Source organism: Mesorhizobium sp. M0771, assembly GCF_040320155.1.
GTDB lineage: Bacteria > Pseudomonadota > Alphaproteobacteria > Rhizobiales > Rhizobiaceae > Mesorhizobium.
In genome coordinates, this window is the sequence record NZ_JAMYPC010000014.1 from 128,501 (window position 1) to 152,434 (window position 23,934).

Genomic DNA, 23,934 nt, shown 5'->3' on the forward strand with positions numbered 1-23,934 from the left:
GTAAGCAAAAGGAAAAGTGCATGTTTCGTGCGGGGGCACATCCGGGGATGTCGGTTAGCTGGAAGAGAGCGGAGCGGTTTTTTTCCGATCGGCGCGGCATAGCGGCCGTCGAGTTTGCCCTCATCGTGCCTGTCTTGCTGATCATGTATTTCATTACGATGGAGGCCTCGCAAGCCATCGAGGCCAGCAAGAAGGTCAGCCGCATCAGCTCCATGGTTGCCGACCTCGTCACGCAGCAAACGTCGGTGGTCAACGCAGATCTCACCGACATCATGAAGATCGGCAACTCCAGCCTTCAGCCTTACAACCGCTCGGTCGCCAATATCTCCATTACGGCAATCGACATCAGAACCGACCCGAACAATCCGATACCGCAAGCAAAGGTGGCGTGGTCCTGGAGCGTGCTGGATGGGAAGACTGGCCGCGACTCCAACCCGACAACTTCCACCACCGTTCCGGCGACGCTCAATGTTGCGGGGACTTTCCTCATTCGTGTCAAAACCACTCTAGCATACCAACCGATCATCTCCTGGTCGGAAGGCTCCGAAAAGCCGCTCGGATTTATCTCGGCTTTCAACGAAGGCAAGATAACGATGAGCGAAACCTACTATCTCAGGCCGCGCCGGACCACGTCGATCCCCTGCAGCGATTGCTGAAGCAGCTCTGGCCCATCCGACCCCGGCTTTATTGCGCGCCGCTGTCGGTGCTGCCCGACACCAGGCGCACGATGGAATCGGCCATCGCATAGTCACTCGCAGCGGCGAGCGTGAACCCTCCCGAATGTTTCGATTCCACGAAATCGTAGACTTCCGGCGACTGCGATCTGAGATTGGTGAGGAAGACGGTCAGTCGGCGTTTGGCTTCGGGGTCGAGATCGCTGCGGACGGCGTGAGGGCCGTATCTGAGCACGCCGGAGGTCCAGATGATCTGGAGCGCGGCTTCTGGAATGCCCGCCGCCTCCAGTCGCGCCGCCGTGCCGTCCGGATCAGCCGGCTGATCGCCAGCAATCGCCGTCCGGTTTTCCGCCGTGGCCCGCTCCCAGCCGAACAAGGCATCGGCCTGGCCATCGACCAGCATCGCTTCTGCGGCGGCAGCCGAGCCGGCATGAGCGAGGAATGGCGCATCCTGGCTGATCTTGATGCCGTCGGCCGCCAGCCCGGCGAGCGGTAGAAGCGAACCGCCGACATTGTCGGAAGGCGCCATGGCGATGCGGTGCGTTTCCAGGGCCGCGAGATCGGAAAGCCTGCCGTCGCGCGTCAAAAGCACGGAGCGGATGCCCGTGGCACCGTCGGCATCGACCGGCGCCACAAGAGGTTCGACGCAGCCGCAGCGCTCCGAGGCGGTGGCGTAGGCGGTCGCCGAATAGACCGCGTACTGAATCCGGCCATTGGCCTGTGCCTCTATCAGCGCCGCATAGTCATGCGCGACGACGAATTCCACCTTCATGCCGAGCGCCCTGCCGTAGGCGTCAGTCAGCATGGCCAGACCCGGAACCGTGTTGCCGGCGCCCGGCTCGGCAACGATGCCGATCCGAAACGTGCCGATCTGGTCGCGCCAGTCGGCGTGCGCGGCGAGCTGCGAGGCCAGCAGCGCTACAGTGGTCGCCAGTGCACTCCAACCCAGGTCAGCCCGTCTCATCGATCCATGCCCCGCACGCCGTTCCTTGAAGCGCATCGCATGTCTCAAGGATGCGTACAGCGCGCCTGCCCGACTTCGCGACCATCGCGTCAGGCCGTTGCCGCCTGGTTTACGATTTGCCAATGCCGCGACGGGACCTTATGTCTGGTCAACCAGACTGGCAATGACGGCACCGATGGCACGCGCTTTCCTCTTCGTTCTCGATTCTTTCGGCATTGGCGGCGCCGCCGATGCCGAACCCTATGGCGACGCCGGCTCGAACACATTCGGACATATCGCGCTGGCCTGCGCGGAAGCCCGCGCCGATCGCGAGGGCCTGCGCGAGGGACCGCTGAAGGTGCCCACCATGGTTTCGCTCGGTCTCGGCCGCGCAGCAGAAACCGCAACCGGCTTCCAATTCGACAGCAAAGCCGCTGTTTCAGCCTCCGCTTTCCACGGCGCCGCGCAGGAGATTTCGAGCGGCAAGGATACGCCGTCGGGTCACTGGGAAATCGCCGGGCTGCCCGTGCGGTTCGACTGGGGCTATTTCCCCGATAAGGTGCCCACCTTCCCTGCCGAACTGACCGAAGCGATGATCCGCGAGGGTAAGGTGCCGGGCATTCTCGGCAACTGCCATGCGCCCGGCACGGAGATCATCGAGCGCTTCGGCGAGGAGCATATCCGCACTGGCCAGCCGATCTGCTACACCTCGGTCGATTCCGTCCTGCAGATAGCAGCGCACGAAGTTCATTTCGGCCTGGAGCGGCTCTACGAGTTCTGCAAGACGGTACGCCGGCTGGTCGATCCGCTGAAGATCGGACGGGTGATCGCACGGCCTTTCCTGGGCGAAACATCGGCCACCTTCGAGCGCACCTACAACCGCCATGACTACGCCGTGCCGCCGCCTGAGCCGACGCTGCTCGACCGCTTGACCGGGCGCGGCAGCCGGGTGATCGCGGTCGGCAAGATCGGCGACATCTTCGCCCATCGCGGTATCTCGGAAGTACGCAAGGCGCCCGGCAACATGGCAATGTTCGACAAGGCGCTGGGTGCGATGGACGATGCCGGCGACGGCGACCTGGTGTTCGCCAATTTCGTCGACTTCGACACCGATTTCGGCCATCGCCGCGACGTCGCCGGCTATGCTGCAGCGCTCGAAGCCTTCGACCGCCGGCTGCCCGAGGCACTGGCAAAGCTGAAGCCGGGCGATCTGCTCATCCTCACCGCCGACCATGGCAACGATCCGACATGGCGAGGCACCGACCACACGCGCGAACGCGTCCCGGTCATCGGCACCGCACCGGGTCTCACGGGCGGCGACATCGGGCTCAGGACCACCTTCGCCGATATCGGCGAGACGGTCGCCGAACACCTCAAGCTGGCGCGCGGCCGCCACGGCGCTTCCTTCCATGCGGCGATAGGCGGCCATGCCTGAACTGCCCGAGGTCGAAACCGTCCGGCGCGGCCTGCAGCCGGTTCTGGAAAGCGCGCGGATCGTACGCGTCGAGGCGCGCCGGCCCGATCTCAGATTTCCGTTTCCGGCGAAATTTGCGCAGCGGCTGACCGGCAAGACGGTCATCGCGCTTGGCCGCCGCGCCAAATATCTCACCATACACCTGGACGATGGCCCGGTGATGATCTGCCATCTCGGCATGTCGGGCTCGTTCCGCATCGAGACCGCCGATGAGAAAGAGACGCCCGGCACGTTCCATCAAGAGCGCTCGAGGAATGCCAAGCACGACCATGTGGTGTTCCATGTCGTGTCGCCTGTCGGCGTCCAGTCTCGCGTGGTCTTCAACGACCCGCGTCGGTTCGGCTTCATGCTGTTTGCGGAAGGCCTGGCCGAGGCGCATCCGATGCTCGCGGGACTGGGCGTCGAGCCGACCGGCAATGCGCTGGAAGGCGCCCTGCTCGCCTCTCTGCTGAAGGGCCGCAGATCGCCGTTGAAGGCGGCGCTGCTCGACCAGAAGCTGATTGCCGGGCTCGGCAATATCTATGTGTCGGAAGCGCTGTGGCGCGCCGGCCTTTCGCCATTGCGCGAGGCAGGCACCATCGCCGGGACCAGCAAGAAGGCCAAGGAACAGAGCGAACGACTGGCCGAGGCAATCCGTTCGGTGATCGCCGATGCGATCGCCGCCGGCGGGTCTTCGCTGCGCGACTATGTGCACACAGACGGGTCGCTGGGCTATTTCCAGCATTCCTTCGCGGTCTACGATCGCGAAGGCGAGCCCTGTCCGACGCCCGGCTGTCGCGGCCACATCGAGCGCATCGTGCAAAGCGGCCGCTCGACCTTTTATTGCCGGACGTGCCAGCGGTAAGCTAGACGGTCCTTCAGTGCCGCAACCAGGAGGCCAGCCCATGAGCTATGAAACCATCATCGTCGAGACGCGCGGCAAGGTCGGCCTGATCACGTTGAACCGGCCTAAGGCGCTCAACGCGCTGAACGCGCAGGTGCTGGCGGATTTGCTGACGGCGGCAAAGGGGTTCGACGCCGATCCCGGCATCGGCGCCATGGTCATCACCGGTTCCGAGAAGGCTTTTGCGGCGGGCGCCGACATCAAGGAAATGCAGGCCGTCACCTACGCGGAGGCCTATGTGCAGGATTTCTTCGTCGGCTGGGAAGAGTTTACCCGTGCGCGCAAGCCGATGATCGCCGCTGTCGCGGGCTATGCGCTGGGCGGCGGCTGCGAACTGGCGATGATGTGCGATTTCATCATTGCCGCCGACACGGCCAAGTTCGGCCAACCCGAAATCACGCTTGGCGTCATTCCCGGCATGGGCGGCTCGCAACGGCTGACCCGCTTTGTCGGCAAGTCGAAGGCCATGGACATGTGCCTGACCGGTCGGATGATGGATGCCGCCGAAGCCGAGCGCAGCGGCCTGGCCTCGCGCGTCGTGCCGGCCGGCGAGTTGATCGAGGAGGCGATGAAGGCCGCGGCCAGGATATCAGAGTTTTCACTGCCATCGGTGATGATGGCCAAGGAGGCAGTCAACCGCGCCTACGAGACGACGCTGGCGGAGGGACTGCGCTTCGAACGCCGGCTGTTCCACTCGCTGTTTGCGCTCGACGACCAGAAGGAAGGGATGGCAGCCTTTGCCGAGAAGCGGAAGCCGAATTTCACCAATCGCTAGAGTGGCGGCGGCGAGGACCAAAAAGAAGCCAAAGCGGCGTTGACGCGCCGGAAAAGCTGAACTATAAGCCGCTCCAACCGAGGCGGCCGTTGGCTGCCCGTTTGTTTTTTGCGCCCTGCGGCATCCCGCATGCGCCCACCAGATCAGAAGAGAGGCATCATGGCCAATACCTCCTCGGCCAAAAAGGCAACGCGCAAGATCGCCCGCCGCGCAGCGATCAACAAGAACCGCCGCTCGCGCGTGCGTACATATGTCCGCCAGGTCGAAGAGGCACTGGCTGCCGGCGACAAGGCAGCCGCGCTGGAAGCCTTCAAGACCGCAGAGCCGGAATTGATGCGCGCCGCGACCAAGGGCGTGATCCATAAGAATACGGCATCGCGCAAGGTGTCGCGTCTGGCTCACCGCCTCAAGGTGCTGTCGGCCTGATTGACCGTTCCTGAACTGTCGTTCTTTCAAACCCGGCCAATCGTGCCGGGTTTTTTCGTTTGCCGGCAAGCACTTAAAAAGAACGGCCGCAAAGCACGCCCGAGCCGCATTCCAGAGTCTGGAATGCTTTGCCGGCACATACACTCCCACTGATATTCCAATCCGCCGAAACGGCCCACGCCAATAAATTTGGCTGTCACAAATTGCTGATATTTTTCAACGACTTGCTGGAAGTGATCCACAGCTTGTTCACATCGCCTGTGGGCGATAGGCAGCAAGTTGGTGTCAAGCGAATTATTTCAGAAAATTTCAAACCGCACAGCCATTTTCATATTCGCGGCAAAAGGGTTTGAATCCCAATGGCTTTGTCAAAATATGCGCTTCCAGCACGGAGCCCGAACCGTTGTTCATCAACCAGATTCCTTAAAAATCCGTTAGAGGTGGCCTTGCCCTATCCACAGCGATTTCGGTAATGTCGATCTATCGAAAGGGACGGGCCATTAGCCCTTAACCCAGCCTGAATCGGCCAGCTAACAGTGGCAGAATTCATGACGTGGATCAATTCCGCGAACGGGTATGGCTTGCCTTTTCGATACGATAGGGGACTGGCGTAATTGTACATGGCAGCTTGATGGCGCACCGGCGTTTTCGCCGGGCAGCACCGCTTTGCCCGAACATGTCAGACGGACTGGCTTTAAGCAGCCGGGACCGATCCCTTTTTGACGAGGCAACGTCATCCGCCGGCGGCGGCGGTGGTGTTGTAGCGAAGATACGGTCGCCGGAAACATGGGTGCAGGAGGCGCACTCCCGGCGGGAAAAAGGTACAAAGGAAAAAGGGACGCACAATCATGCAGAGCGGCATCGAGCGGGAGCTTACGGGCGACCTGCCATTTCCCGGAACATTGGTCGGAGCGCACGATATGGTGGCTTCCAGCGACGCGGAACAGAAGTTCGACCGGGTCAAGGCCCAGTTGAAGGCGCGCCTGGGAACCGAGGTCTATTCGAGCTGGTTCGGCCGTATGAAGGTGGCTGAGGCTTCCCGGGGCATTGTACGCATCTCGGTGCCCACGGCCTTCCTGCGCTCGTGGATCAATGGCCATTATCTCGATCTCATCGCCGATCTGTGGAAGCACGAGGATCCCGAAATCCTCAAGATCGAGATGGTCGTGCGCACCGCGACCCGTCCTGCCCGCAATGGCGTCGAACCCGAGGCCGTGCCGGCGCGCAAGATGACCAAGCATACGCAGACCGCATTGGCGGCCGGCACGGTCGGCCCCGGCAGGATGGAGCGGGCGCCCGCCCCTCGTCCCGGCACGCCGGTCGAGAGCGAATTCCGGCACAATGTGCTGGGGTCGCCGCTCGACCCGCGCTACACGTTCGGCTCCTTCATCGAAGGCCCGTCGAACCGGGTGGCTTTCGCCGCAGCCAAAGCCGTGGCGGAATCGCAGTCGAGCGCGGTGCGCTTCAACCCGCTGTTCCTTCATGCAACCGTCGGGCTCGGCAAGACGCACCTTTTGCAGGCGATTGCGGCCGAATCCCTGAAACAGAACCCGAAATCGCGCGTCGTCTATCTGACGGCCGAATATTTCATGTGGCGCTTCGCCACCGCGATCCGCGACAACAATGCGCTGACGCTGAAGGAACAGCTGCGCGACATCGACCTCTTGATCATCGACGACATGCAGTTCCTGCAGGGCAAGTCGATCCAGCACGAATTCTGCCATCTCATCAACATGCTGCTCGACAGCGCCAAGCAAGTGGTGGTAGCCGCCGACAGGCCGCCGTCGGAACTGGAATCGCTGGAACCGCGGGTGCGCTCGCGCCTCAATGGCGGTGTCGCGCTGGAAATGTCGGCGCCGGACTTCGCCATGCGCATCGGCATGCTCAAACTTCGGCTTGCCACCGCCAAGGTCGACGATGCATCGCTTAATATTTCGGAGGAGATCCTCAACCATGTCGCCCGCACGGTGACCGGCAGCGGTCGTGAGCTGGAGGGCGCGTTCAACCAGCTGCTGTTTCGTCAGTCGTTCGAGCCGGCGATCACCATCGACCGCATCGACGAGATCCTCGGCCACATCTATCGCTCTGGCGAGCCGAAGCGGGTGCGCATCGAGGACATCCAGCGCATCGTGGCGCGCCACTACAATGTGTCGAAGACCGAGTTGCTGTCCAACCGGCGCACGCGCACCATCGTCAAGCCCAGGCAGGTCGCCATGTACCTGTCGAAGGTATTGACGCCGCGCTCGCTGCCGGAGATCGGCCGGCGTTTCGGCGGCCGCGACCATACCACGGTGCTGCATGCGGTGCGCAAGATCGAGGACCTTTCCGGCGTCGACAACACGCTGGCGCAAGAACTGGAACTGTTGCGCAGGCTGATCAACGACCAAGCCTGATCGACGCGGCAAACGGAGCGCCGGGTTAGAGTATTCGGTCGTCGCGCTTTAAATTCTCTTGTTTTGATGCATGTCGTTGTTCCAAAACCGCTGCGCAGTTTTGGGCGACATGCACCGGTTGCCGGCCAACGTCTGCTTTATCCCCAGAAAGCCCGCTTAACCGGCGCGAACCGGTGGCCCGGACTTGCGTTTGCTGGCTTTTTCCTGTCAGTTTGCATAGATTCTGAGCCTGTTCAGACCTTTCGCGGGGCGCCGCCCACTGGTGACCCGTCCATTCATTCAAGCGAGCCTGTTTCGTCATGCGTGTTATCCTGGAACGGTCCAATCTCCTGAAGTCGCTCAACCACGTTCATCGCGTGGTCGAGCGGCGCAATACCATACCGATCCTGTCGAACGTGCTGCTCAGCGCCGAGGGCGCCAGCCTTGAAATGAAAGCCACCGACCTCGACCTCGAAGTGACCGAAGCGACGCCGGCAAAGGTCGAGCGCGGCGGGGCGACGACGGTTCCGGCGCACCTGCTCTACGACATCGTGCGCAAGCTGGCCGACGGCGCCGAAGTGATGCTGAAGACCGACGAGGACGGCAACGCCATGACGGTGACGTCGGGCCGCTCGAGCTTTCGCCTGCAATGCCTGCCGCAGTCCGATTTCCCTGAGCTTTCGGCGGGATCCTTCTCACACATCTTCCGGCTCGATTCCGTCGCCCTGAGAGGCCTTATCGAAAAGACCCAGTTCGCCATCTCCACCGAAGAGACGCGCTACTATCTCAACGGCATCTACCTGCACACGCATGAAACCGGCGGCAAGCTGAAGCTGCGTTCGGTGGCGACCGACGGCCACCGCCTGGCGCGCGCCGAAATCGACGCTCCGGCCGGGTCCGAAGGCATGCCGGGCATCATCATTCCGCGCAAGACGGTCAGCGAGTTGCAGAAGCTGGTCGACGATCCCGATGTCGCGGTGACCACCGAATTGTCCGACACCAAGATCCGCTTCACCATCGGCAGCGTGGTTCTGACCTCGAAGCTGATCGACGGCACTTTCCCGGACTACCAGCGCGTCATCCCGACCGGCAACGACAAGAAGCTGATCATCGACCGCCAGAGCTTCGCCGCCGCCGTCGATCGCGTCTCGACCATCTCCTCCGAACGCGGCCGCGCGGTGAAGCTTTCGATCACCGAAGGCCAGGTGACGCTTGCCGTCAACAATCCGGATTCGGGCAGCGCCACCGAGGAACTGGCCGCTGATTACTCCTCAGACCCGATCGAGATCGGCTTCAACGCCAAATATCTGCTCGACGTCGCTGCTCAACTGACCGGCACGGAAGCCAAGTTCATGCTGGCCGATGCCGGCTCGCCGACGCTGATCCACGACATGGCCGATGAGACCGCGCTCTACGTGCTGATGCCGATGCGGGTGTAGCAGCCGCACTGCGGCACACTGCAGCATAGTGATTGCGGCGACTTCTACAGGCGGATAGCGGTTGCCGGAACAAAATCACATAAGTAAGCTCACACTTACGAACTTCCGCAATTATGCGGCGTTGTCGATCGGCTTTTCACCCGGCGCGGTGGTGTTTTCCGGCGACAATGGCGCCGGCAAGACCAATCTCCTGGAAGCCATCTCGCTGCTGACGCCTGGCCGCGGCCTGCGCCGGGCGCCCTATGTCGACGTGGCCCGCGAAGGCGGCGATGGCGGCTTTGCGCTGCACGCAAGGCTCGACGGGCCGGAGGGGCAGGTCGAGATCGGCACCGGCATCACCGGGGGTGAAGCGGCCGGCGAGGGCGGTCGCAAGGTGCGCATCAATGGCGCGCCGGCACGGTCGGCCGACGCCATGCTGGAATGGCTGCGCGTCGTCTGGCTGACGCCGGCCATGGACGGCCTGTTCCCCGGACCTGCCGCGGACCGGCGGCGCTTTCTCGACCGGCTGGTTTTGGCTGTCGATCCCGGCCACGGCCAGCGCGCGCTCGACTATGAGAAGGCGATGCGCGGACGTAACCGATTGCTTACGGAAGGTTCGCGAGACGGCGCATGGTTCGACGCCATCGAGATGCAAATGGTCGAAACCGGCGTGGCGATTGCCGCGGCGCGCGCCGAGCTGGTGCGCCTGCTGGCCGCCATGATCGACAGGTTGCCGTCCAGCGGGCCGTTTCCGCAAGCCGACATCAGCCTCTTCGGCGACCTTGAAAGCCATGTCGCCTCAGCACCCGCTGTGGATGTCGAGCAACGCTATCGCGACGCCCTTGCCGACGGCCGCGAGCGCGACCGCGCCGCCGGACGCACGCTCGACGGCCCGCACCGTTCGGATCTGCTGGTGCGCCACCGCCCCAAGGCGATGCCGGCCGAACTCTGCTCGACCGGAGAGCAGAAGGCGCTGCTGGTCGGCATCGTGTTGTCGCACGCAAGGCTGACCGGCGAGATGTCGGCGATGACGCCGATCCTGCTGCTCGACGAGATTGCCGCGCATCTCGATGCCGGCCGGCGCGCCGCGCTGTTCTCGATCCTGGAGGAGCTGAACTGCCAGGCCTTCATGACCGGAACCGACGCCGCGCTGTTTTCCAGCCTGAGGGGACGCGCGCAGTTCCTCACCGTCGACCACGGCACGGTTGGGCCAACCGAAGAGACCTGACAAGGTTTTTGCTCCGCTATATGGTCGGGCAATGACCCCTGCCGCCCTCACCGACGAAGAACTCGAACGCTATGCCCGCCACATCGTGCTGCCTGAGATCGGCGGCGCCGGCCAGCAGAGGCTGAAGCGGGCGCGAGTGCTGGTGATCGGCGCCGGCGGCCTCGGCGCGCCGGTGCTGGAATATCTCGCTGCCGCAGGCGTCGGCACGCTTGGCATCGTCGACGACGATATTGTCTCGCTGTCCAATCTGCAGCGGCAAGTGATCCACGCCACCGATACGGTCGGCACGGCGAAGACTGAGAGCGCCAAAGCAGCGATCGCTCGGATCAATCCCCATGTCGCGGTGGAATTGCACGATTTCAGGCTGACGGCCGACAATGCTGCCGTTCTCGTGGCGCGCTACGACGTGGTCGTCGACGGCTCCGACAATTTCGAGACGCGCTATTTGGTGGCGGATGCCTGCGCGGCGGAAAAGCGGCCGCTCGTGCATGCCGCCGTCGGCCGCTTCGACGGCTCGGTTACGGTGTTGATGCCGTTCGGCACCGGCACCGACGGCAGACCGAACCCTGGATATCGCGACCTCTTTCCTGAAGCGCCGCCGGAAGGACTGGTGCCGTCCTGCGCGGTGGCCGGGGTCGTCGGTGCGCTGACCGGCGTCATCGGCACCTTGCAGGCAATGGAAGCCATCAAGCTGATCACCGGTATCGGCGAACCACTGGTCGGCCGGCTGCTGCTCTACGATGCACTGTCGGCGCGCTTCGACACGATCCGTTACAAGAGAAACTGAGCTTATGGATCAGTCCACCAGCGTCCTTGTTACGCAGCTTGCCTCCGATTTCGAGCGCTGGGACGAACTGCTCAGCCTGATCATGCGCGCCTTTGCACCGATGGACGGCGTCATCGACCCGCCCTCCTCGGCACATCTGCTGAACGCCGGAAACCTCAGGGACAAGGCTGGCCGAGAGACCGTGTTGCTGGCCCTGCAGGATGACAGGATCGCCGGCTGCGTTTTCGCGCTGGAGAGAGCCGATGATTTCTACATCGGCAAGCTCGCCGTCGAACCTGAGCTTCAAGGGCAAGGCATCGGCAGGCGGCTGATGCAGGCTGTCGAATTTCTCGCCCGCAGCCGGAACAAACCGGCCATCGAACTGCAGACGCGAATCGAACTGACCGTAAATCATGCAACCTTTGCCGGTCTCGGCTTTCGCGAGACTGAACGCACCGCGCATGACGGCTATGACCGGCCGACCTCGATCACCTTGCGCAAGGAGTTGGCGTGAGCCTTGCACTCAGCTCACAGGAGCAGACAGTCGCCTCCGGCCATGACGGGGCGGCGATGGCGATGCGCATCGTTGCCGAAAGCGCTGCGCTGCTCGGCGCGCCGCGACTTATCCCGATCGCCTCGACGCATATAGACGGCGCGCTCTATCACGGCGATTCCGGCACGCTGTTTGCCGAAAGGCTGGTCGATAGCGGCGCCAGGGTCGCGGTGCGCTCGACGCTCAATGTCGGCGCGCTCGACCTGATGGGCTGCTCGCGCGTGCGCCTCGAAGAGCCGGCGCGCGGCATGGCGCGACGAATGATGGAGGCCTACCGCAAACTGGGCTGCGAGCAGAGCTGGACCTGCGCGCCCTATCAGGCCGGCCACAGGCCGGCGCTTGGCAGCGATGTCGCCTGGGGTGAATCCAACGCGGTGGTGTTCTGCAATTCGGTTCTGGGGGCACGCACCAACCGCTATGGCGACTTCCTCGACATCGCCTGCGCCATATCGGGCCGCGCGCCGGATTACGGCCTGCATCGCCCCGAGAACCGGCAGGCACGGCTGTTGTTCGATGTGTCCGGCCTATCCGCCTCGTTCCTTGGCTCCGAGATCGCCTGGCCGGTGCTGGGCAACCTCTACGGCCGTGAGGTCGGCAATGCGATCGGCGTCGTCACCGGCATATCCAGCCATCCCGGCGAGGATGCGCTGAAGGCCTTCGGCGCGGCGGCGGCATCGTCGGGCGCCGTCGGCCTGTTCCACATTGCCGGCGTGACGCCCGAGGCGCCCGACGCCGAGACCATCCTGGTGGGCGGCAGGCCGGAAACGATGATCCGCGTAACGCCGGAGATGGCCATGAAGGCCCGCGCCGGCCTGTCCACCGCAGCCACGCAGACCGCCATCGATGCCGTGGCGATCGGCAGTCCGCATCTGTCTTTGGCCGAATTCGATGCACTTGAGCGGCTGATTGGCGGGCGGCGGCTCAGCGTGCCGATTTACGCCTGCACCGGCCGCCACGTGCTCACCAGGCTGGAGCAGAACGGCAAGCGCAAGATGCTCGAAGCCAGCGGCGTCATCATCGTCGCCGACACCTGCGTGGTGGTGACGCCGATCCTGCCGGATCTGGCCGGCGGCGTGCTGATGACCAATTCGGGAAAATTCGCGCACTACGCGCCGGGCAATACCGGTTACGCCGTGCTTTACGGCTCGCTGGCCGACTGCGTGGAAAGCGCAGTTGCCGGTAAGCCCAGGTTTACGGACATCGCCGCATGAATGCTGCAGCCGACATACTGGTGCCGGGCAGCGGAGGCGAAGGGCTGGCCTTGGTGCTGACCGCGCCAATCAGCTTCTGGGGTGGCGTCGATCCGAAGAGCGGCCGCATCGCCGATGTCCGTCACCCGCATCATGGCGAGACCATTTCCGGGCGTGTGCTGTTCCTGCCCGGCACGATCGGCTCGTCCTCAGCGTCAGCCGTGCTGATGGAACTCGTCCACAATGGCCATGCGCCGACGGCACTCGTGCTGCACGAGCCGGACGCGATCCTGCTGCTTGGCTTGATCGTGGCCAGGGAAATGGGCTGGCCGACGCCGGTAGCGCTCAAGCTCGAGCGCGACGATTTTGAGGCCTATCGCGGCAAGCGTGTGAGTGTCGCGGCGGATGGCGCCCTCACAACCGCATCCTGAACGCGGCCCGCTTCAAGTCCGTAGCGGCAGCACGCGGTCCGGCGGCCGGTGGCCGTCGAAGAAGGCGCGGATGTTGATGATCACCTTCTCGCCCATGTCGATGCGGCCCTCGATCGTCGCCGAACCCATATGCGGCAAAAGCACGACCTTGTTCTTCGCGGCAAGCTTCAGCAGTTTCGAGTTCAGCGCCGGTTCGTGCTCGTAGACGTCGAGCCCGGCGCCGGCGATCTTGCCGTCCTGGATCAGCTTGACCAGCGCTTCCTCGTCGATGATGTCGCCACGCGCGGTGTTGACCACATAGGCGGTGGGCTGAAGCAGAGCCAGGCGCCGCGCCGAAAGCAGATGAAAGGTCGCCGGCGTCGACGGGCAATTGACCGAGATGATGTCCATGCGGGCAAGCATCTGGTCGAGGCTTTCCCAATAGGTCGCCTCAAGCCCTTCCTCGACCGCCGGCAGCACGCGATGGCGGTTATGGTAGTGGATCGACAGGCCGAAAGCCTTGGCGCGCCTGGCAACCGCGGTGCCGATGCGGCCCATGCCGACAATGCCGAGGCGCTTGCCCCAGATGCGCCGGCCGAGCATCCAGGTCGGCGACCAACCGGCCCATTTCTTATCGCTGGTGAGCACATTGGCGCCTTCGGCCAGCCGCCGCGGGCCGGCCAGCATCAGCGCCATGGTCATGTCGGCCGTATCCTCGGTCAGCACGTTCGGCGTGTTGGTGACGGTAATGCCTTTCCTGGCCGCCGCCGCCACATCGATCTTGTCGACGCCATTTCCGAAATTGGCGATCAGCTTGAGATTGTCGCCGGCCTGGGCAATCAGCGCCGCATCGATCTGGTCGGTGATGGTCGGCACCAGCACATCGGCTTCCTTGATCGCCGCGACCAGCTCCGGCTGCGTCATCGGGCGGTCCTCGACATTCAGCCTGGCGTCGAAGAGTTCGCGCATGCGGGTCTCGACCGGATCGGGCAGCTTGCGCGTGATGACGACGAGAGGCCGTTTTTTGCCTGCCATTGTTTCCTCGAACCCGATCTCGTTGAGACCTCTTTAACCAAGACAGGCGAAACTGAATACCGGTCGCGGTGCCTGCCACTCCTGTAACAAGCGGTGCCGCCGAAGACAAAGAAAAAGGGGCGCCCGGACCAAAGGGCACGCGCCGAAAGGAATGAAAGTGTCTGGTTTCGCGTCGCTTCGCCTGATCCTCAGCGCAGCGCTTCTCGGCGCTCTCCTGCATTCCCCGCAAGCCGCGGCGCAAGGTGCCGCCGCACCTGTGCAGACGGTCACGCTCGGGCCGAGCGGCCTGCCGCTGCCGCGTTTCGTCAGCCTGAAATCGGCTCGCGTCAACTCGCGCGTTGGCCCCGGCGCCAACTATTCCGTCGACTGGATGTACACAAAGGCCGGCCTGCCGATGGAAATCATCCAGGAATTCGATACCTGGCGGCGGGTGCGCGATGCCGATGGCTCGGAGGGTTGGATCAACCAGTCGCTGCTGTCCGGCCGCCGGACCGCGATCGTCGCCCCTTGGCAACGCACCAAAGGTGGCCGAATCAATCTGCTCGACGATGCCGATAAGGACGCCAGCGTCATCGCCATCATCGAGCCGGGCGTTACGGGCACGATCAAAACCTGCGATGGCCAGTGGTGCGAAATGACCTTCGACGGCCACACCGGCTGGATCGCCCAGTCGCAGGTGTGGGGCGCCTATCCCGGCGAGCACGTCAAGAATTGAGATTGCTGGAGGCCTAACGGCCGATACGGCCGAGATGGGTGTCCTGAAAACCGGTCGACAGTTTGAGACCGTAGCCGAGCGCGCGGTCGACGGCGATGTGGATGATCCAGATCAGACCAATCGCGGTCGCCGTCGAATCGGCCAGAACATATCCGGCGAGGGCCAGCAACAGCGGGACGATCAAGATGTGCAACGCGTTGTAAGCGACAGCGCCGATCCGTGCCCCGGCGAGATAGCCCAGCATCGACAGGTCGGGCGCCAGAATAAGCAGGGCGAACAGCCACCAGGAAACGCCTGACGCGGCATAGGCGACTATAGCCACGACCGCGACCGCAACCCATTCGAGCCGGATTGCAAAATCGACAGGTTTCACGGGTTGGGGCTTAAACGCTGCGCTTCGGGCGCAGCCTCACCACGATGTCGACATTGGCGATCTCCATGCCTGCGGGTGGCTCCGGCAGGTTGGAGACGGTCACCGGACCGCTTTCTATATCGAAGATCCTGTTTTCGCCTTCGATGTAAAAATGATGGTGATCGGAGGTGTTGGTGTCGAAATAGGTCTTGGACCCCTCGACCGCCAGGATGCGCAGCAGGCCGGCCTGGGTGAACTGGTGAAGCGCGTTGTAGACGGTGGCGAGCGAGACCGGCACGCCGGCGGCGACCGCCTCTTCATGCAGTTCCTCGGCCGAAAGGTGGCGGTCGCCCTTGGCAAACAGCAGATCGGCCAGCGCAATGCGTTGGCGTGTCGGCCTAAGGCCGGCTTCGCGAACCCGCTTGTCCACAGCGACATTTTCCTTCCGGCAGCCCAGATCCATCTATCCGTCCAAGCCCACAGTTCTGCCTCAAGACACGCCCAGAGTGGCGAAAAAACGTCATCGGCCGAAACTGGATACCTCCCGACATATATTCTGTTGGCCGAATACGATCAATAGAGCGACGTGCGTCCAGTTGGACGCACCAACTGCGCTCTATCACTCTTTTGGCGTCGCATCGTGCTTTCCGGAAATCGAATCGATTTCCAGGCCGATGCGAGAGCGCGCATTGACCCGGGCAGACGGGCGGGTTAAGCGCAAACGCCGGTTTCCGGCCCGAAAGGGATTGTGTTAGGAAACCAACGACAAGGGCGCCCCACCGCCCAGGACGATCATGGGGACGAGACATATGGCGGGTAAATCCAGCTACGGTTATGAGGAATTGCTCGCCTGCGCCCGCGGCGAGCTGTTCGGGCCTGGCAACGCCCAGCTGCCCTACCCGCCGATGCTGATGTTCGATCGCATCACCGAGATCAGCGAAACCGGCGGCGCCCACGACAAGGGCTTCATCCGCGCCGAATTCGACATCAAGCCGGACCTGTGGTTCTTCGCCTGCCATTTCATCGGCAATCCGGTCATGCCGGGCTGCCTCGGCCTCGACGCCATGTGGCAATTGACGGGGTTTTACCTCGGCTGGCTCGGCGAGCCGGGCAAGGGCATGGCGCTGTCGACCGGCGAAGTCAAGTTCAAGGGCATGGTGACGCCATCGGTCAAGAAGGTCGAATACGGCATCGATTTCAAGCGCGTGATGCGCGGACGCCTGGTGCTCGGCATCGCAGATGGCTGGCTTAAGGCCGACGGCGAACCCATATACGCGGCGACAGACCTCAAGGTGGGGTTGTCCAAGCAATCGGCCGCCTGACCGGCGCCACTGCAGCAGGGCGTTCCGGACGCGCAACGACGCTGCGGCATTTTGATTTTGCGTATGATCGCCGGCCAAAACCGGCTACGGTTTCGGGATCATCCGCTGGAAGGAGTTGCGAATGAGAAGGGTCGTCGTCACAGGCCTCGGCATCGTATCGTCGATCGGCAACAACGCCAACGAGGTGCAATCCTCGCTCCACGATGCCAAATCAGGCATCAGCTTCTCCGATTCCTTCGCCGAACACGGCTTCCGCTGCCAGGTCTGGGGCGCGCCGACGCTCGACCCGACCCCTATGATCGACCGGCGTGCCATGCGCTTCCTGAGCCAGGGCGCGGCCTGGAACCATGTCGCGATGGACCAGGCGATCGCCGACGCCGGGCTTGGCGAAAGCGACATCACCAATGAGCGCACCGGCATCGTCATGGGCTCGGGCGGCCCCTCGACCCGCACCATCGTCGAGGCGGCCGAGACCACGCTCAAGAACAACAGCCCCAAGCGCATCGGTCCGTTCGCGGTGCCGAAGGCGATGTCGTCGACCGCGTCGGCGACGCTCGCCACCTGGTTCAAGATCCACGGCGTCAACTATTCGATCTCGTCGGCCTGCTCGACCTCGGCGCATTGCATCGGCAACGCCTACGAACTGATCCAGTGGGGCAAGCAGGATGTGATGTTTGCCGGCGGCCATGAAGACCTCGACTGGACGATGTCGGACCTGTTCGATGCCATGGGCGCGATGTCGTCGAAGTATAACGATCGTGCGCCGACAGCTTCCCGCGCGTATGACGCCAATCGCGACGGCTTCGTCATCGCGGGCGGCGCGGGCGTCCTCATCCTGGAGGAGCTCGAACACGCCAAGGCGCGCGGCGCCAAGATCTACGCTGAGATCGTCGGCTATGGCGCGACGTCGGACGGTTACGACATGGTGGCGCCGTCGGGCGAAGGCGCGGTGCGCTGCATGCGCCAGGCTCTGGCGACGGTGTCCACGCCGGTCGACTACATCAACACCCACGGCACCTCGACGCCGGTCGGCGATTCCCGGGAAATGGGCGCCATCCGAGAGGTGTTCGGCGACACGATGCCGTTCATCACCTCGACCAAGTCGCTGACCGGCCATTCGCTGGGTGCCGCCGGCGTACAGGAATCGATCTACTCGATCCTGATGATGCAAGGCGGCTTCATCGGCGAGAGCGCCCATATCGAAAACCTCGATCCCGAATTCGAGGGCATGCCGATCGTGCGCAAGCGCATCGACGACGCCAGGATCGACACGGTTTTGTCCAACTCGTTCGGCTTCGGTGGCACCAACGCAACGCTGATTTTCCAGCGCTATTCCGCATAAGGCCAGCGTTTTTTTGTAGGGGGATTGCCGGCCATGGACGGACTGATGAAGGGCAAGCGCGGGCTTGTCATGGGCGTCGCCAACGATCATTCGATCGCCTGGGGCATCGCCAGGAAATTGTCCGAACACGGGGCGGAGCTTGCCTTCACCTATCAGGGCGACGCCTTCGGGCGCCGCGTCAAGCCGCTTGCCGAGAAACTTGGGGCGTCACTGGTGGTGCCGTGCGACGTCGAGGACAGCGCATCGGTCGCCGCCACCTTCGAGACGCTCGGCAAGGAATGGGGCGGGCTCGACTTCGTCGTCCACGCCATCGGCTTTTCCGACAAGAACGAGCTCAAAGGGCTCTACGCCGACACCAGCCGCGACAATTTCGTCCGCACCATGGTCATCTCCTGCTACTCCTTCACCGAGGTCGCCCGCCATGCCGCCCCGCTGATGAGCGAAGGCGGCGCGATGATCACGCTGACCTATGCCGGCTCTGTCCGCGTCATGCCGAACTACAACGTCATGGGCGTCGCCAAGGCCGGGCTGGAAGCCAGCGTGCGCTATCTCGCCAACGATTATGGCCCGCGCGGCATCCGGGTGAACGGCATATCGGCGGGACCGGTGCGTACTTTGGCCGGCGCCGGAATCTCGGACGCCCGCCACATGTACTCCTACCAGCAGCGCAACTCGCCGCTGCGCCGCACGGTGACCATCGACGAGGTCGGCGGCTCGGCGCTCTATCTTTTGTCCGACCTCTCGTCAGGCGTCACCGGCGAAATCCATTATGTGGATTCCGGCTATCACATCGTGTCGATGCCGACCCTGGATGAGTTGAAGCAGACCGACAGCGTACGCGATTAACTCACCAGTAAAATTAGATGCATCGGCGGAAACTCATTTTAAGGAGATATCCGCTAGAAGTCCTATGGGCTTGGGCTCTGCGCGTTCTTGCTGGGCGCAAAGGATGCTTTAGCCTTTATGAAATTTGCGCTTGATATTTCCCGAAAGTCGATTTGATTTCGGGATCATGCGACAGGGACTGAGCAATGCCTGCTGTCAGCAACCCGAAGCGAACACCTGTGTTCCGGCTGCTCACCGTCGCCAGTTCGGGCCTTGGCAGTTTCATCCTTGGGCTTTGGGGCCTCCGGCATGGTTTCGGGGACGGCTTTGCCGGCATGCAGGCGGAAACCATGATCGGCGTCGCGTCGGCGCTATGCGCGCTGGCCGCCGCCGGTGCTGCCTTGTCCTTCTTCGCCGGCGTCGATGAATCGGTGGACTACGTTTTCAACGAAACCCATTTTGACAAGCTGACCGGGCTTTTTGCGCGGCCGGCGATGGTCGGCAGGATTGCCGACGCGGCGTCCGCGACGATCAGGACCGGTGAGCCGGTGTTCCTCATCGACATCGACATCGATCGCTTCAAGCAGATCAACGACGCCATCGGCTACAGCCATGGCGACGAACTGATCCGCGGCTTCACCAAGCGGTTGAAGGCCTGCATGCCCGAAGGCGCGGTGATGGGGCGCATCGGCGCCGGCGAGTTCGCTATCCTTGTCTGGGAACACCAACTCCAAAGGTCCATGGAAAGCACCGTCGAAACCATGATCGAGGAGATGCTGAAGCCGTACCAGCTCGATTCCCACCTGCAGTCGGTCGGCCTGTCGGTCGGCATCGTGGCGATGCCAAAGGATGGCGTCGATCCGGTCCTCATCCTGCGCCGCTCCAACCTGGCGCTGCAGAATGCCCGCGCCGGCGGCGTGGGCAACTGGTCGGTCTTCCATTCCGACATGGGCCAGGTCGCCGACTACCGCCACTGGATCGAATCCGAACTGCACATCGCCTTCGTCCGTGGCGATTTCGACCTTCACTACCAGCCGCAGCTCGACCTGCCGACCGGCCGTATCGTCGGCTACGAGGCGCTGATCCGCTGGAAGCACCCGGAACGCGGCATGATCCCGCCGATGGAATTCATTCCGATCGCCGAAGAGACCGGCATGATCCACCCGATCGGCAATTGGGTGCTGAACAAGGCCTGCAGCGATGCCCGTCATTTGCCCGAGGACTGCTTCGTTGCCGTCAACATCTCGCCGGTCCAGTTCATGACCAAGGATTTCGTCGGCATCGTGCGCGATACGATGGCCAGCACCGGCATCAAGCCGTCGCGGCTGGAGCTCGAAGTGACCGAGACGGCGATGATGCAGGACCGCGACCGCGCCGCCACCATCCTGCAGCAGCTTGCCGACATGGGCATTTCGGTGGCCGTCGACGATTTCGGCACCGGCTATTCCAATCTCAGCTACCTGATCGACTTCGCCTTCGGCAAGCTGAAGATCGACCGCTCCTTCGTCAGCCGCATCGACACCGATTCGAATTCGGGCGCCGTCGTCTCTACCATCGTCGGCCTGTCGCGGGCGCTCGGCGTCGGCATCATCGCCGAAGGCGTCGAGACCGAGAACCAGGCGACGCTTTTGCAAGCAGCTGGTTGCGAGATGGTGCAGGGCTATCTGTTCGGCAGGCCGGCGCCGCTCAAGATCAAGCCTGGCGACATCAGACCGACCATTCCCGTCCACGAGCCGGCGCGCATCGTCAGCATGCATTGAGGCGACCGGCACCGTCCTATCGGCGCGCGGAGAAAACCTTGAACATGCCGTCGCGGGCGAGCTCGGCATGGCTGGAGAAGACGGCCTTCAGAACCGGTTCGTAAGGCAGCTGACGGTTCGCCACCATGAACAGCCGCCCGCCCGGCTTCAGCGCCTTGCCCGCCGCCTGGATCATGCCGGCGCCGATTTCCGGCTCGGCCGCCCGGCTGCGATGGAAGGGCGGGTTCATGACGATGGCATCATAGCGCCGCTCGACCGGCTCGCTCAGCAGATCGGTCCAAAAGAAGCCGGGCTCGAAGCCTGTCTGGCCGATATTGCCCTTGGCCGCCTCAAGCGCGTCGAAATCCGCTTCGTAAAGGTCGAGCCCCGTTATGCCGGATGAACGTGCCGCGACCTCGGCGGCGACATAACCCCAGCCGGCGCAGAAATCCGCAATGTTGCCGCGCAGGTCTTTGGGCAGGTTGTCGACCAGAAGTTTCGAGCCGGCGTCGATCCGGTCGAAGGAGAACATGCCGGGCGCGGTGCGGAAGCGGTCCTCTACGACCAAGGCGGGATTGGCGACGCGCAGTTTTTCCGCAGGCGCCAGATCGACCGGACGGCGAAGCCAGAAGGCGATGCCGTGATATTTCGGCAGATGCCCTTCGATCGGAACAAGCTCGTCGATGCGCTTGCGCAGGCTGGCGATGCCTTCGTCCTTGCCGCCGGCGACAATGATCAGACCGCCCGGCGTGACGCGTTCGATCGCCTCGGCAATACGCATCTCGTTTAGCCCACGATGGCGGCCGGCAAGCACGAGCGCTGCATCGAATGCATCGCCTTCCGCGCGCGGCGTTACCTTGTGGCCGGCACGCTCCAGCGCTCGGAGATACGGCCGGAAACCCTGTGCAAGATGGAGCTCTGCCTCGAAGCCTTCCGGCAAGCGGAAGCCGGGCTCCGCACCCAGGAACAACACACGCTCGCCCTTTTGCGGCAGAGGGAGCCCCTCGGCCTCGAAGGGATGGAACAGTGTCTTCAGCGGCTCAGCGGCCATTCTTCGATTCTCATGTCGTAGACGGGTCTTAAACGAAAACGGGCGCGACATAAGCCGCGCCCGTTCAACTCTATTGTCAGACCACTCAGGCGGCGTTTTCTTCGCCTTCGGCCTTCTTGTCGCGGGCGATTTCCTTGCCGGTGGCCTGGTCGACGACCTTCATCGACAGGCGGACCTTGCCGCGCTCGTCGAAGCCCATCAGCTTGACCCAGACCTTGTCGCCTTCCTTGACGACGTCCGAGGTCTTGGCGACCCGGTCGTTGGCAAGCTGCGAGATGTGGACGAGGCCGTCACGCGGACCGAAGAAGTTGACGAAAGCGCCGAAGTCGGCGGTCTTGACGACCGTGCCTTCGTAGATTTCGCCGACTTCCGGCTCGGCGACGATGGTATGGATCCACTTCTTGGCCGCCTCGATCTCCTTGGCGTTCGACGAAGCGATCTTGACCGTGCCGTCGTCCTCGATGTTGATCTTGGCGCCGGTCTTCTCGACGATCTCGCGGATAACCTTGCCGCCGGAGCCGATCACGTCGCGGATCTTGTCGGTCGGGATGTGCATGACCTCGATGCGCGGTGCGAACTCACCGAGTTCGGGGCGGGCGCCGGTCAGAGCATGCGCCATCTCGCTGAGGATATGCTGGCGGCCATCCTTGGCCTGGTCCAGCGCGATCTTCATGATCTCCTCGGTGATGCCCTCGATCTTGATGTCCATCTGCAGCGAGGTGATGCCGCCTTCGGTACCGGCGACCTTGAAGTCCATGTCGCCGAGGTGATCTTCGTCACCCAGGATGTCGGACAGAACCGCGAAGCGCTCGCCTTCCTTGATCAGGCCCATCGCGATACCAGCAACCGGCTTGGCCAGCGGAACGCCGGCATCCATCAGCGCCAGCGATGTGCCGCAGACGGTGGCCATCGACGACGAACCGTTGGACTCGGTGATCTCCGAGACGACGCGCAGCGTGTAGGGGAACTGGTCCGCGCTCGGCAGCATCGGACGGATGGCGCGCCAGGCGAGCTTGCCGTGGCCGATTTCGCGGCGGCCCGGCGAACCCATGCGGCCGGTCTCGCCGACGGAGTAGGGAGGGAAGTTGTAGTGAAGGAGGAACTTCTCCTTGTACATGCCGGTCAGCGAATCGACATACTGCTCGTCCTCGCCGGTGCCCAGCGTGGCAACGACCAGCGCCTGGGTCTCGCCGCGGGTGAACAGCGCCGAACCGTGCGTGCGCGGCAGGACGCCGACTTCCGAGACGATCTTGCGGACAGTCTTGAGGTCACGGCCATCGATGCGCGAACCGGTGTCGAGAATGTTCCAGCGCACGACCTTGGCCTGGAGTTCCTTGAACACCGAACCGATCTGCTCGGAGGTGTACTTGGCGTCTTCGCCTTCGGCCGGAGCGAACGCTGCCTTGACCTTCGCCTTGACGGCGTCGACGGCGGCGTAACGCTTCTGCTTATCGACGTTCTTGTAGGCATTGCTGAGCTCGTCGCCGACGATCTTCAGCATTTCGGCTTCAAGCGCGGAGTAGTCCGGCGCTGTGAAATCGCGCGGCTCCTTGGCGGCAACTTCGGCCAGCTTGATGATGGCGTCGATCACCGGCTGGAAGCCCCTGTGGCCGAACATGACGGCGCCGAGCATCAGCTCTTCGCCGAGTTCCTTGGCTTCGGACTCGACCATCAGCACGGCGTCGGCGGTGCCGGCGACAATGAGGTCGAGCCTGGATTCCTGCATCTCATCGACATGCGGGTTGAGCACGTATTCGCCGTTGATGTAGCCGACTCGGGCGCCGCCGATCGGGCCCATGAAGGGAACGCCCGACAGCGTCAAAGCGGCCGAGGTGGCGACGATCGACACGATATCGGGATCGTTCTCGAGGTCATGCTGGACGACGGTGACGACGATCTGGGTGTCGTTCTTGTAGCCGTCGGCGAAGAGCGGGCGGATCGGGCGGTCGATCAGGCGGGAAACCAGCGTTTCCTTTTCGCTCGGACGTCCCTCGCGCTTGAAGTAGCCGCCGGGGATCTTGCCGGCGGCGTAGGTCTTTTCCTGGTAGTTGACGGTCAGCGGGAAGAAATCGAGGCCTGGCTTCGGCTCCTTCATCGAAACGACGGTGGCGAGAACCTTGGTTTCGCCGTAGGTCGCAAGCACCGCGCCGTCAGCCTGACGTGCGATCTTGCCGGTTTCCAGGATGAGCGGACGGCCGCCCCATTCGATTTCCACTTTGTGGTAGTTGAACATATCTTGTCCTTAATAAGCGGAAAGGGCCGCGCCGTTTCACGGTGCGCGGATGCCCTTTCCCTGGCTTCCTTTCTCGGGCAGCCACGGGCAAGACAACGGGAAGCTCGGGTAGATTTCGGCACTGGTTAGCGCACGAGCGTCCTGCAATCCTGCCCCATGACCGTCCATGGGCGGTTTCGAGTGGCCTCTGCGCGCTCGAAACCGGGTC

At 63.2% G+C, this 23,934-nt stretch carries 25 protein-coding genes; 17 read left to right on the top strand and 8 right to left on the bottom strand.

The genetic code is table 11. The features are described from left to right. The first annotated feature begins 20 nt into the window (after positions 1–20). Positions 21–656, top strand: a complete 636-nt coding sequence (locus tag NKI05_RS21090; RefSeq protein ID WP_023688725.1) for a TadE/TadG family type IV pilus assembly protein — start codon at positions 21–23, stop codon at positions 654–656. 28 nt (positions 657–684) lie between these two features. On the opposite strand, the gene NKI05_RS21095 is transcribed toward NKI05_RS21090, so the two are convergent. Beyond that, positions 685–1,638, bottom strand: coding sequence for a phosphate/phosphite/phosphonate ABC transporter substrate-binding protein (locus NKI05_RS21095; protein WP_023669581.1), 954 nt, complete (start codon positions 1,636–1,638; stop codon positions 685–687). Between the two features lie 175 nt (positions 1,639–1,813). On the opposite strand from NKI05_RS21095, the gene NKI05_RS21100 reads away from it, so the two are divergent. The 4 genes from NKI05_RS21100 to rpsT all read left to right on the top strand — a co-directional run bounded on the left by NKI05_RS21100 (position 1,814) and on the right by rpsT (position 5,175). Continuing rightward, positions 1,814–3,052 (top strand): phosphopentomutase, encoded by a 1,239-nt coding sequence (locus tag NKI05_RS21100; protein WP_023681992.1) that lies wholly within the window; start codon positions 1,814–1,816, stop codon positions 3,050–3,052. After that, positions 3,045–3,935 (top strand): bifunctional DNA-formamidopyrimidine glycosylase/DNA-(apurinic or apyrimidinic site) lyase, encoded by an 891-nt coding sequence (mutM, locus tag NKI05_RS21105; protein ID WP_023681993.1) that lies wholly within the window; start codon positions 3,045–3,047, stop codon positions 3,933–3,935. The genes NKI05_RS21100 and mutM overlap by 8 nt, the downstream gene beginning before the upstream one ends. Before the next feature lie 40 nt (positions 3,936–3,975). Continuing rightward, positions 3,976–4,749, top strand: a complete 774-nt coding sequence (locus NKI05_RS21110; RefSeq protein WP_023681994.1) for an enoyl-CoA hydratase — start codon at positions 3,976–3,978, stop codon at positions 4,747–4,749. Positions 4,750–4,908: 159 nt separating this feature from the next. Then, complete coding sequence (gene rpsT, locus NKI05_RS21115) at positions 4,909–5,175, top strand: 30S ribosomal protein S20 (protein WP_023681995.1); 267 nt, start codon at positions 4,909–4,911, stop codon at positions 5,173–5,175. Positions 5,176–5,201: 26 nt separating this feature from the next. Here rpsT and NKI05_RS21120 read toward each other — a convergent pair whose 3' ends face one another. Further along, the gene (locus tag NKI05_RS21120) at positions 5,202–5,417 is read right to left on the bottom strand and encodes a hypothetical protein (RefSeq protein ID WP_155923752.1); all 216 of its coding nucleotides are present in this window, start codon (positions 5,415–5,417) and stop codon (positions 5,202–5,204) included. Positions 5,418–6,023: 606 nt separating this feature from the next. Here NKI05_RS21120 and dnaA point away from each other — a divergent pair. Then, a complete protein-coding gene (dnaA, locus tag NKI05_RS21125; protein ID WP_031205767.1) occupies positions 6,024–7,568 on the top strand; it encodes a chromosomal replication initiator protein DnaA in 1,545 nt (514 codons plus the stop codon). A gap of 25 nt (positions 7,569–7,593) precedes the next feature. Here the strand turns inward: dnaA and NKI05_RS21130 are convergent, their stop codons facing one another. Then, entirely contained in the window at positions 7,594–7,869 is a 276-nt protein-coding gene (locus tag NKI05_RS21130) for a hypothetical protein (protein WP_155929713.1), read from the bottom strand. Between NKI05_RS21130 and dnaN the strand changes: the two genes are divergently transcribed. The 6 genes from dnaN (at position 7,868) to NKI05_RS21160 (ending at position 13,133) form a co-directional block, all read left to right on the top strand. Continuing rightward, positions 7,868–8,986, top strand: a complete 1,119-nt coding sequence (gene dnaN / locus NKI05_RS21135; RefSeq protein ID WP_023669575.1) for a DNA polymerase III subunit beta — start codon at positions 7,868–7,870, stop codon at positions 8,984–8,986. The genes NKI05_RS21130 and dnaN overlap by 2 nt on opposite strands. Positions 8,987–9,047: 61 nt before the next feature. Continuing rightward, positions 9,048–10,193 carry a DNA replication/repair protein RecF gene (gene recF, locus NKI05_RS21140; RefSeq protein ID WP_023816180.1) on the top strand — a complete coding sequence of 382 codons (1,146 nt, stop codon included), beginning with the start codon at positions 9,048–9,050 and terminating at the stop codon, positions 10,191–10,193. A gap of 31 nt (positions 10,194–10,224) precedes the next feature. Continuing rightward, positions 10,225–10,980 carry a molybdopterin-synthase adenylyltransferase MoeB gene (locus NKI05_RS21145; protein ID WP_352793077.1) on the top strand — a complete coding sequence of 252 codons (756 nt, stop codon included), beginning with the start codon at positions 10,225–10,227 and terminating at the stop codon, positions 10,978–10,980. Positions 10,981–10,984: 4 nt separating this feature from the next. Further along, positions 10,985–11,473, top strand: a complete 489-nt coding sequence (locus tag NKI05_RS21150; protein WP_023699472.1) for a GNAT family N-acetyltransferase — start codon at positions 10,985–10,987, stop codon at positions 11,471–11,473. After that, the gene (locus NKI05_RS21155; RefSeq protein ID WP_023816179.1) at positions 11,470–12,723 is read left to right on the top strand and encodes an aconitase X; all 1,254 of its coding nucleotides are present in this window, start codon (positions 11,470–11,472) and stop codon (positions 12,721–12,723) included. The genes NKI05_RS21150 and NKI05_RS21155 overlap by 4 nt, the downstream gene beginning before the upstream one ends. Next, on the top strand, positions 12,720–13,133 hold the full coding sequence (locus tag NKI05_RS21160; RefSeq protein WP_023816178.1) for an aconitase X swivel domain-containing protein: 414 nt from the start codon (positions 12,720–12,722) through the stop codon (positions 13,131–13,133). The genes NKI05_RS21155 and NKI05_RS21160 overlap by 4 nt, the downstream gene beginning before the upstream one ends. A 12-nt stretch (positions 13,134–13,145) precedes the next feature. Here NKI05_RS21160 and NKI05_RS21165 read toward each other — a convergent pair whose 3' ends face one another. After that, complete coding sequence (locus NKI05_RS21165; protein ID WP_023669570.1) at positions 13,146–14,147, bottom strand: 2-hydroxyacid dehydrogenase; 1,002 nt, start codon at positions 14,145–14,147, stop codon at positions 13,146–13,148. A gap of 157 nt (positions 14,148–14,304) precedes the next feature. On the opposite strand from NKI05_RS21165, the gene NKI05_RS21170 reads away from it, so the two are divergent. Next, positions 14,305–14,862, top strand: coding sequence for an SH3 domain-containing protein (locus NKI05_RS21170; RefSeq protein ID WP_023669569.1), 558 nt, complete (start codon positions 14,305–14,307; stop codon positions 14,860–14,862). 13 nt (positions 14,863–14,875) lie between these two features. On the opposite strand, the gene NKI05_RS21175 is transcribed toward NKI05_RS21170, so the two are convergent. Together NKI05_RS21175 and irrA are read right to left on the bottom strand one after the other, a co-directional pair. After that, on the bottom strand, positions 14,876–15,235 hold the full coding sequence (locus NKI05_RS21175) for a DUF4260 domain-containing protein (protein ID WP_023816177.1): 360 nt from the start codon (positions 15,233–15,235) through the stop codon (positions 14,876–14,878). A gap of 10 nt (positions 15,236–15,245) precedes the next feature. After that, positions 15,246–15,677 carry an iron response transcriptional regulator IrrA gene (gene irrA, locus NKI05_RS21180; RefSeq protein WP_023688734.1) on the bottom strand — a complete coding sequence of 144 codons (432 nt, stop codon included), beginning with the start codon at positions 15,675–15,677 and terminating at the stop codon, positions 15,246–15,248. A gap of 346 nt (positions 15,678–16,023) precedes the next feature. On the opposite strand from irrA, the gene fabA reads away from it, so the two are divergent. From fabA to NKI05_RS21200, 4 genes are all read left to right on the top strand, one after another. Continuing rightward, positions 16,024–16,536 (top strand): 3-hydroxyacyl-[acyl-carrier-protein] dehydratase FabA, encoded by a 513-nt coding sequence (fabA, locus tag NKI05_RS21185; protein ID WP_352793081.1) that lies wholly within the window; start codon positions 16,024–16,026, stop codon positions 16,534–16,536. A 121-nt stretch (positions 16,537–16,657) separates the two neighbouring features. Continuing rightward, entirely contained in the window at positions 16,658–17,878 is a 1,221-nt protein-coding gene (gene fabB / locus NKI05_RS21190) for a beta-ketoacyl-ACP synthase I (RefSeq protein WP_023696728.1), read from the top strand. 33 nt (positions 17,879–17,911) lie between these two features. Continuing rightward, the gene (gene fabI, locus NKI05_RS21195) at positions 17,912–18,724 is read left to right on the top strand and encodes an enoyl-ACP reductase FabI (protein ID WP_023669564.1); all 813 of its coding nucleotides are present in this window, start codon (positions 17,912–17,914) and stop codon (positions 18,722–18,724) included. A gap of 185 nt (positions 18,725–18,909) precedes the next feature. Next, a complete protein-coding gene (locus NKI05_RS21200) occupies positions 18,910–20,463 on the top strand; it encodes a putative bifunctional diguanylate cyclase/phosphodiesterase (protein WP_023696729.1) in 1,554 nt (517 codons plus the stop codon). A gap of 16 nt (positions 20,464–20,479) precedes the next feature. Here the strand turns inward: NKI05_RS21200 and NKI05_RS21205 are convergent, their stop codons facing one another. Beyond that, on the bottom strand, positions 20,480–21,493 hold the full coding sequence (locus NKI05_RS21205) for a class I SAM-dependent methyltransferase (RefSeq protein WP_023708182.1): 1,014 nt from the start codon (positions 21,491–21,493) through the stop codon (positions 20,480–20,482). Positions 21,494–21,578: 85 nt separating this feature from the next. Continuing rightward, a complete protein-coding gene (gene pnp, locus NKI05_RS21210) occupies positions 21,579–23,726 on the bottom strand; it encodes a polyribonucleotide nucleotidyltransferase (protein ID WP_023816176.1) in 2,148 nt (715 codons plus the stop codon). Positions 23,727–23,934 lie beyond the last annotated feature (208 nt).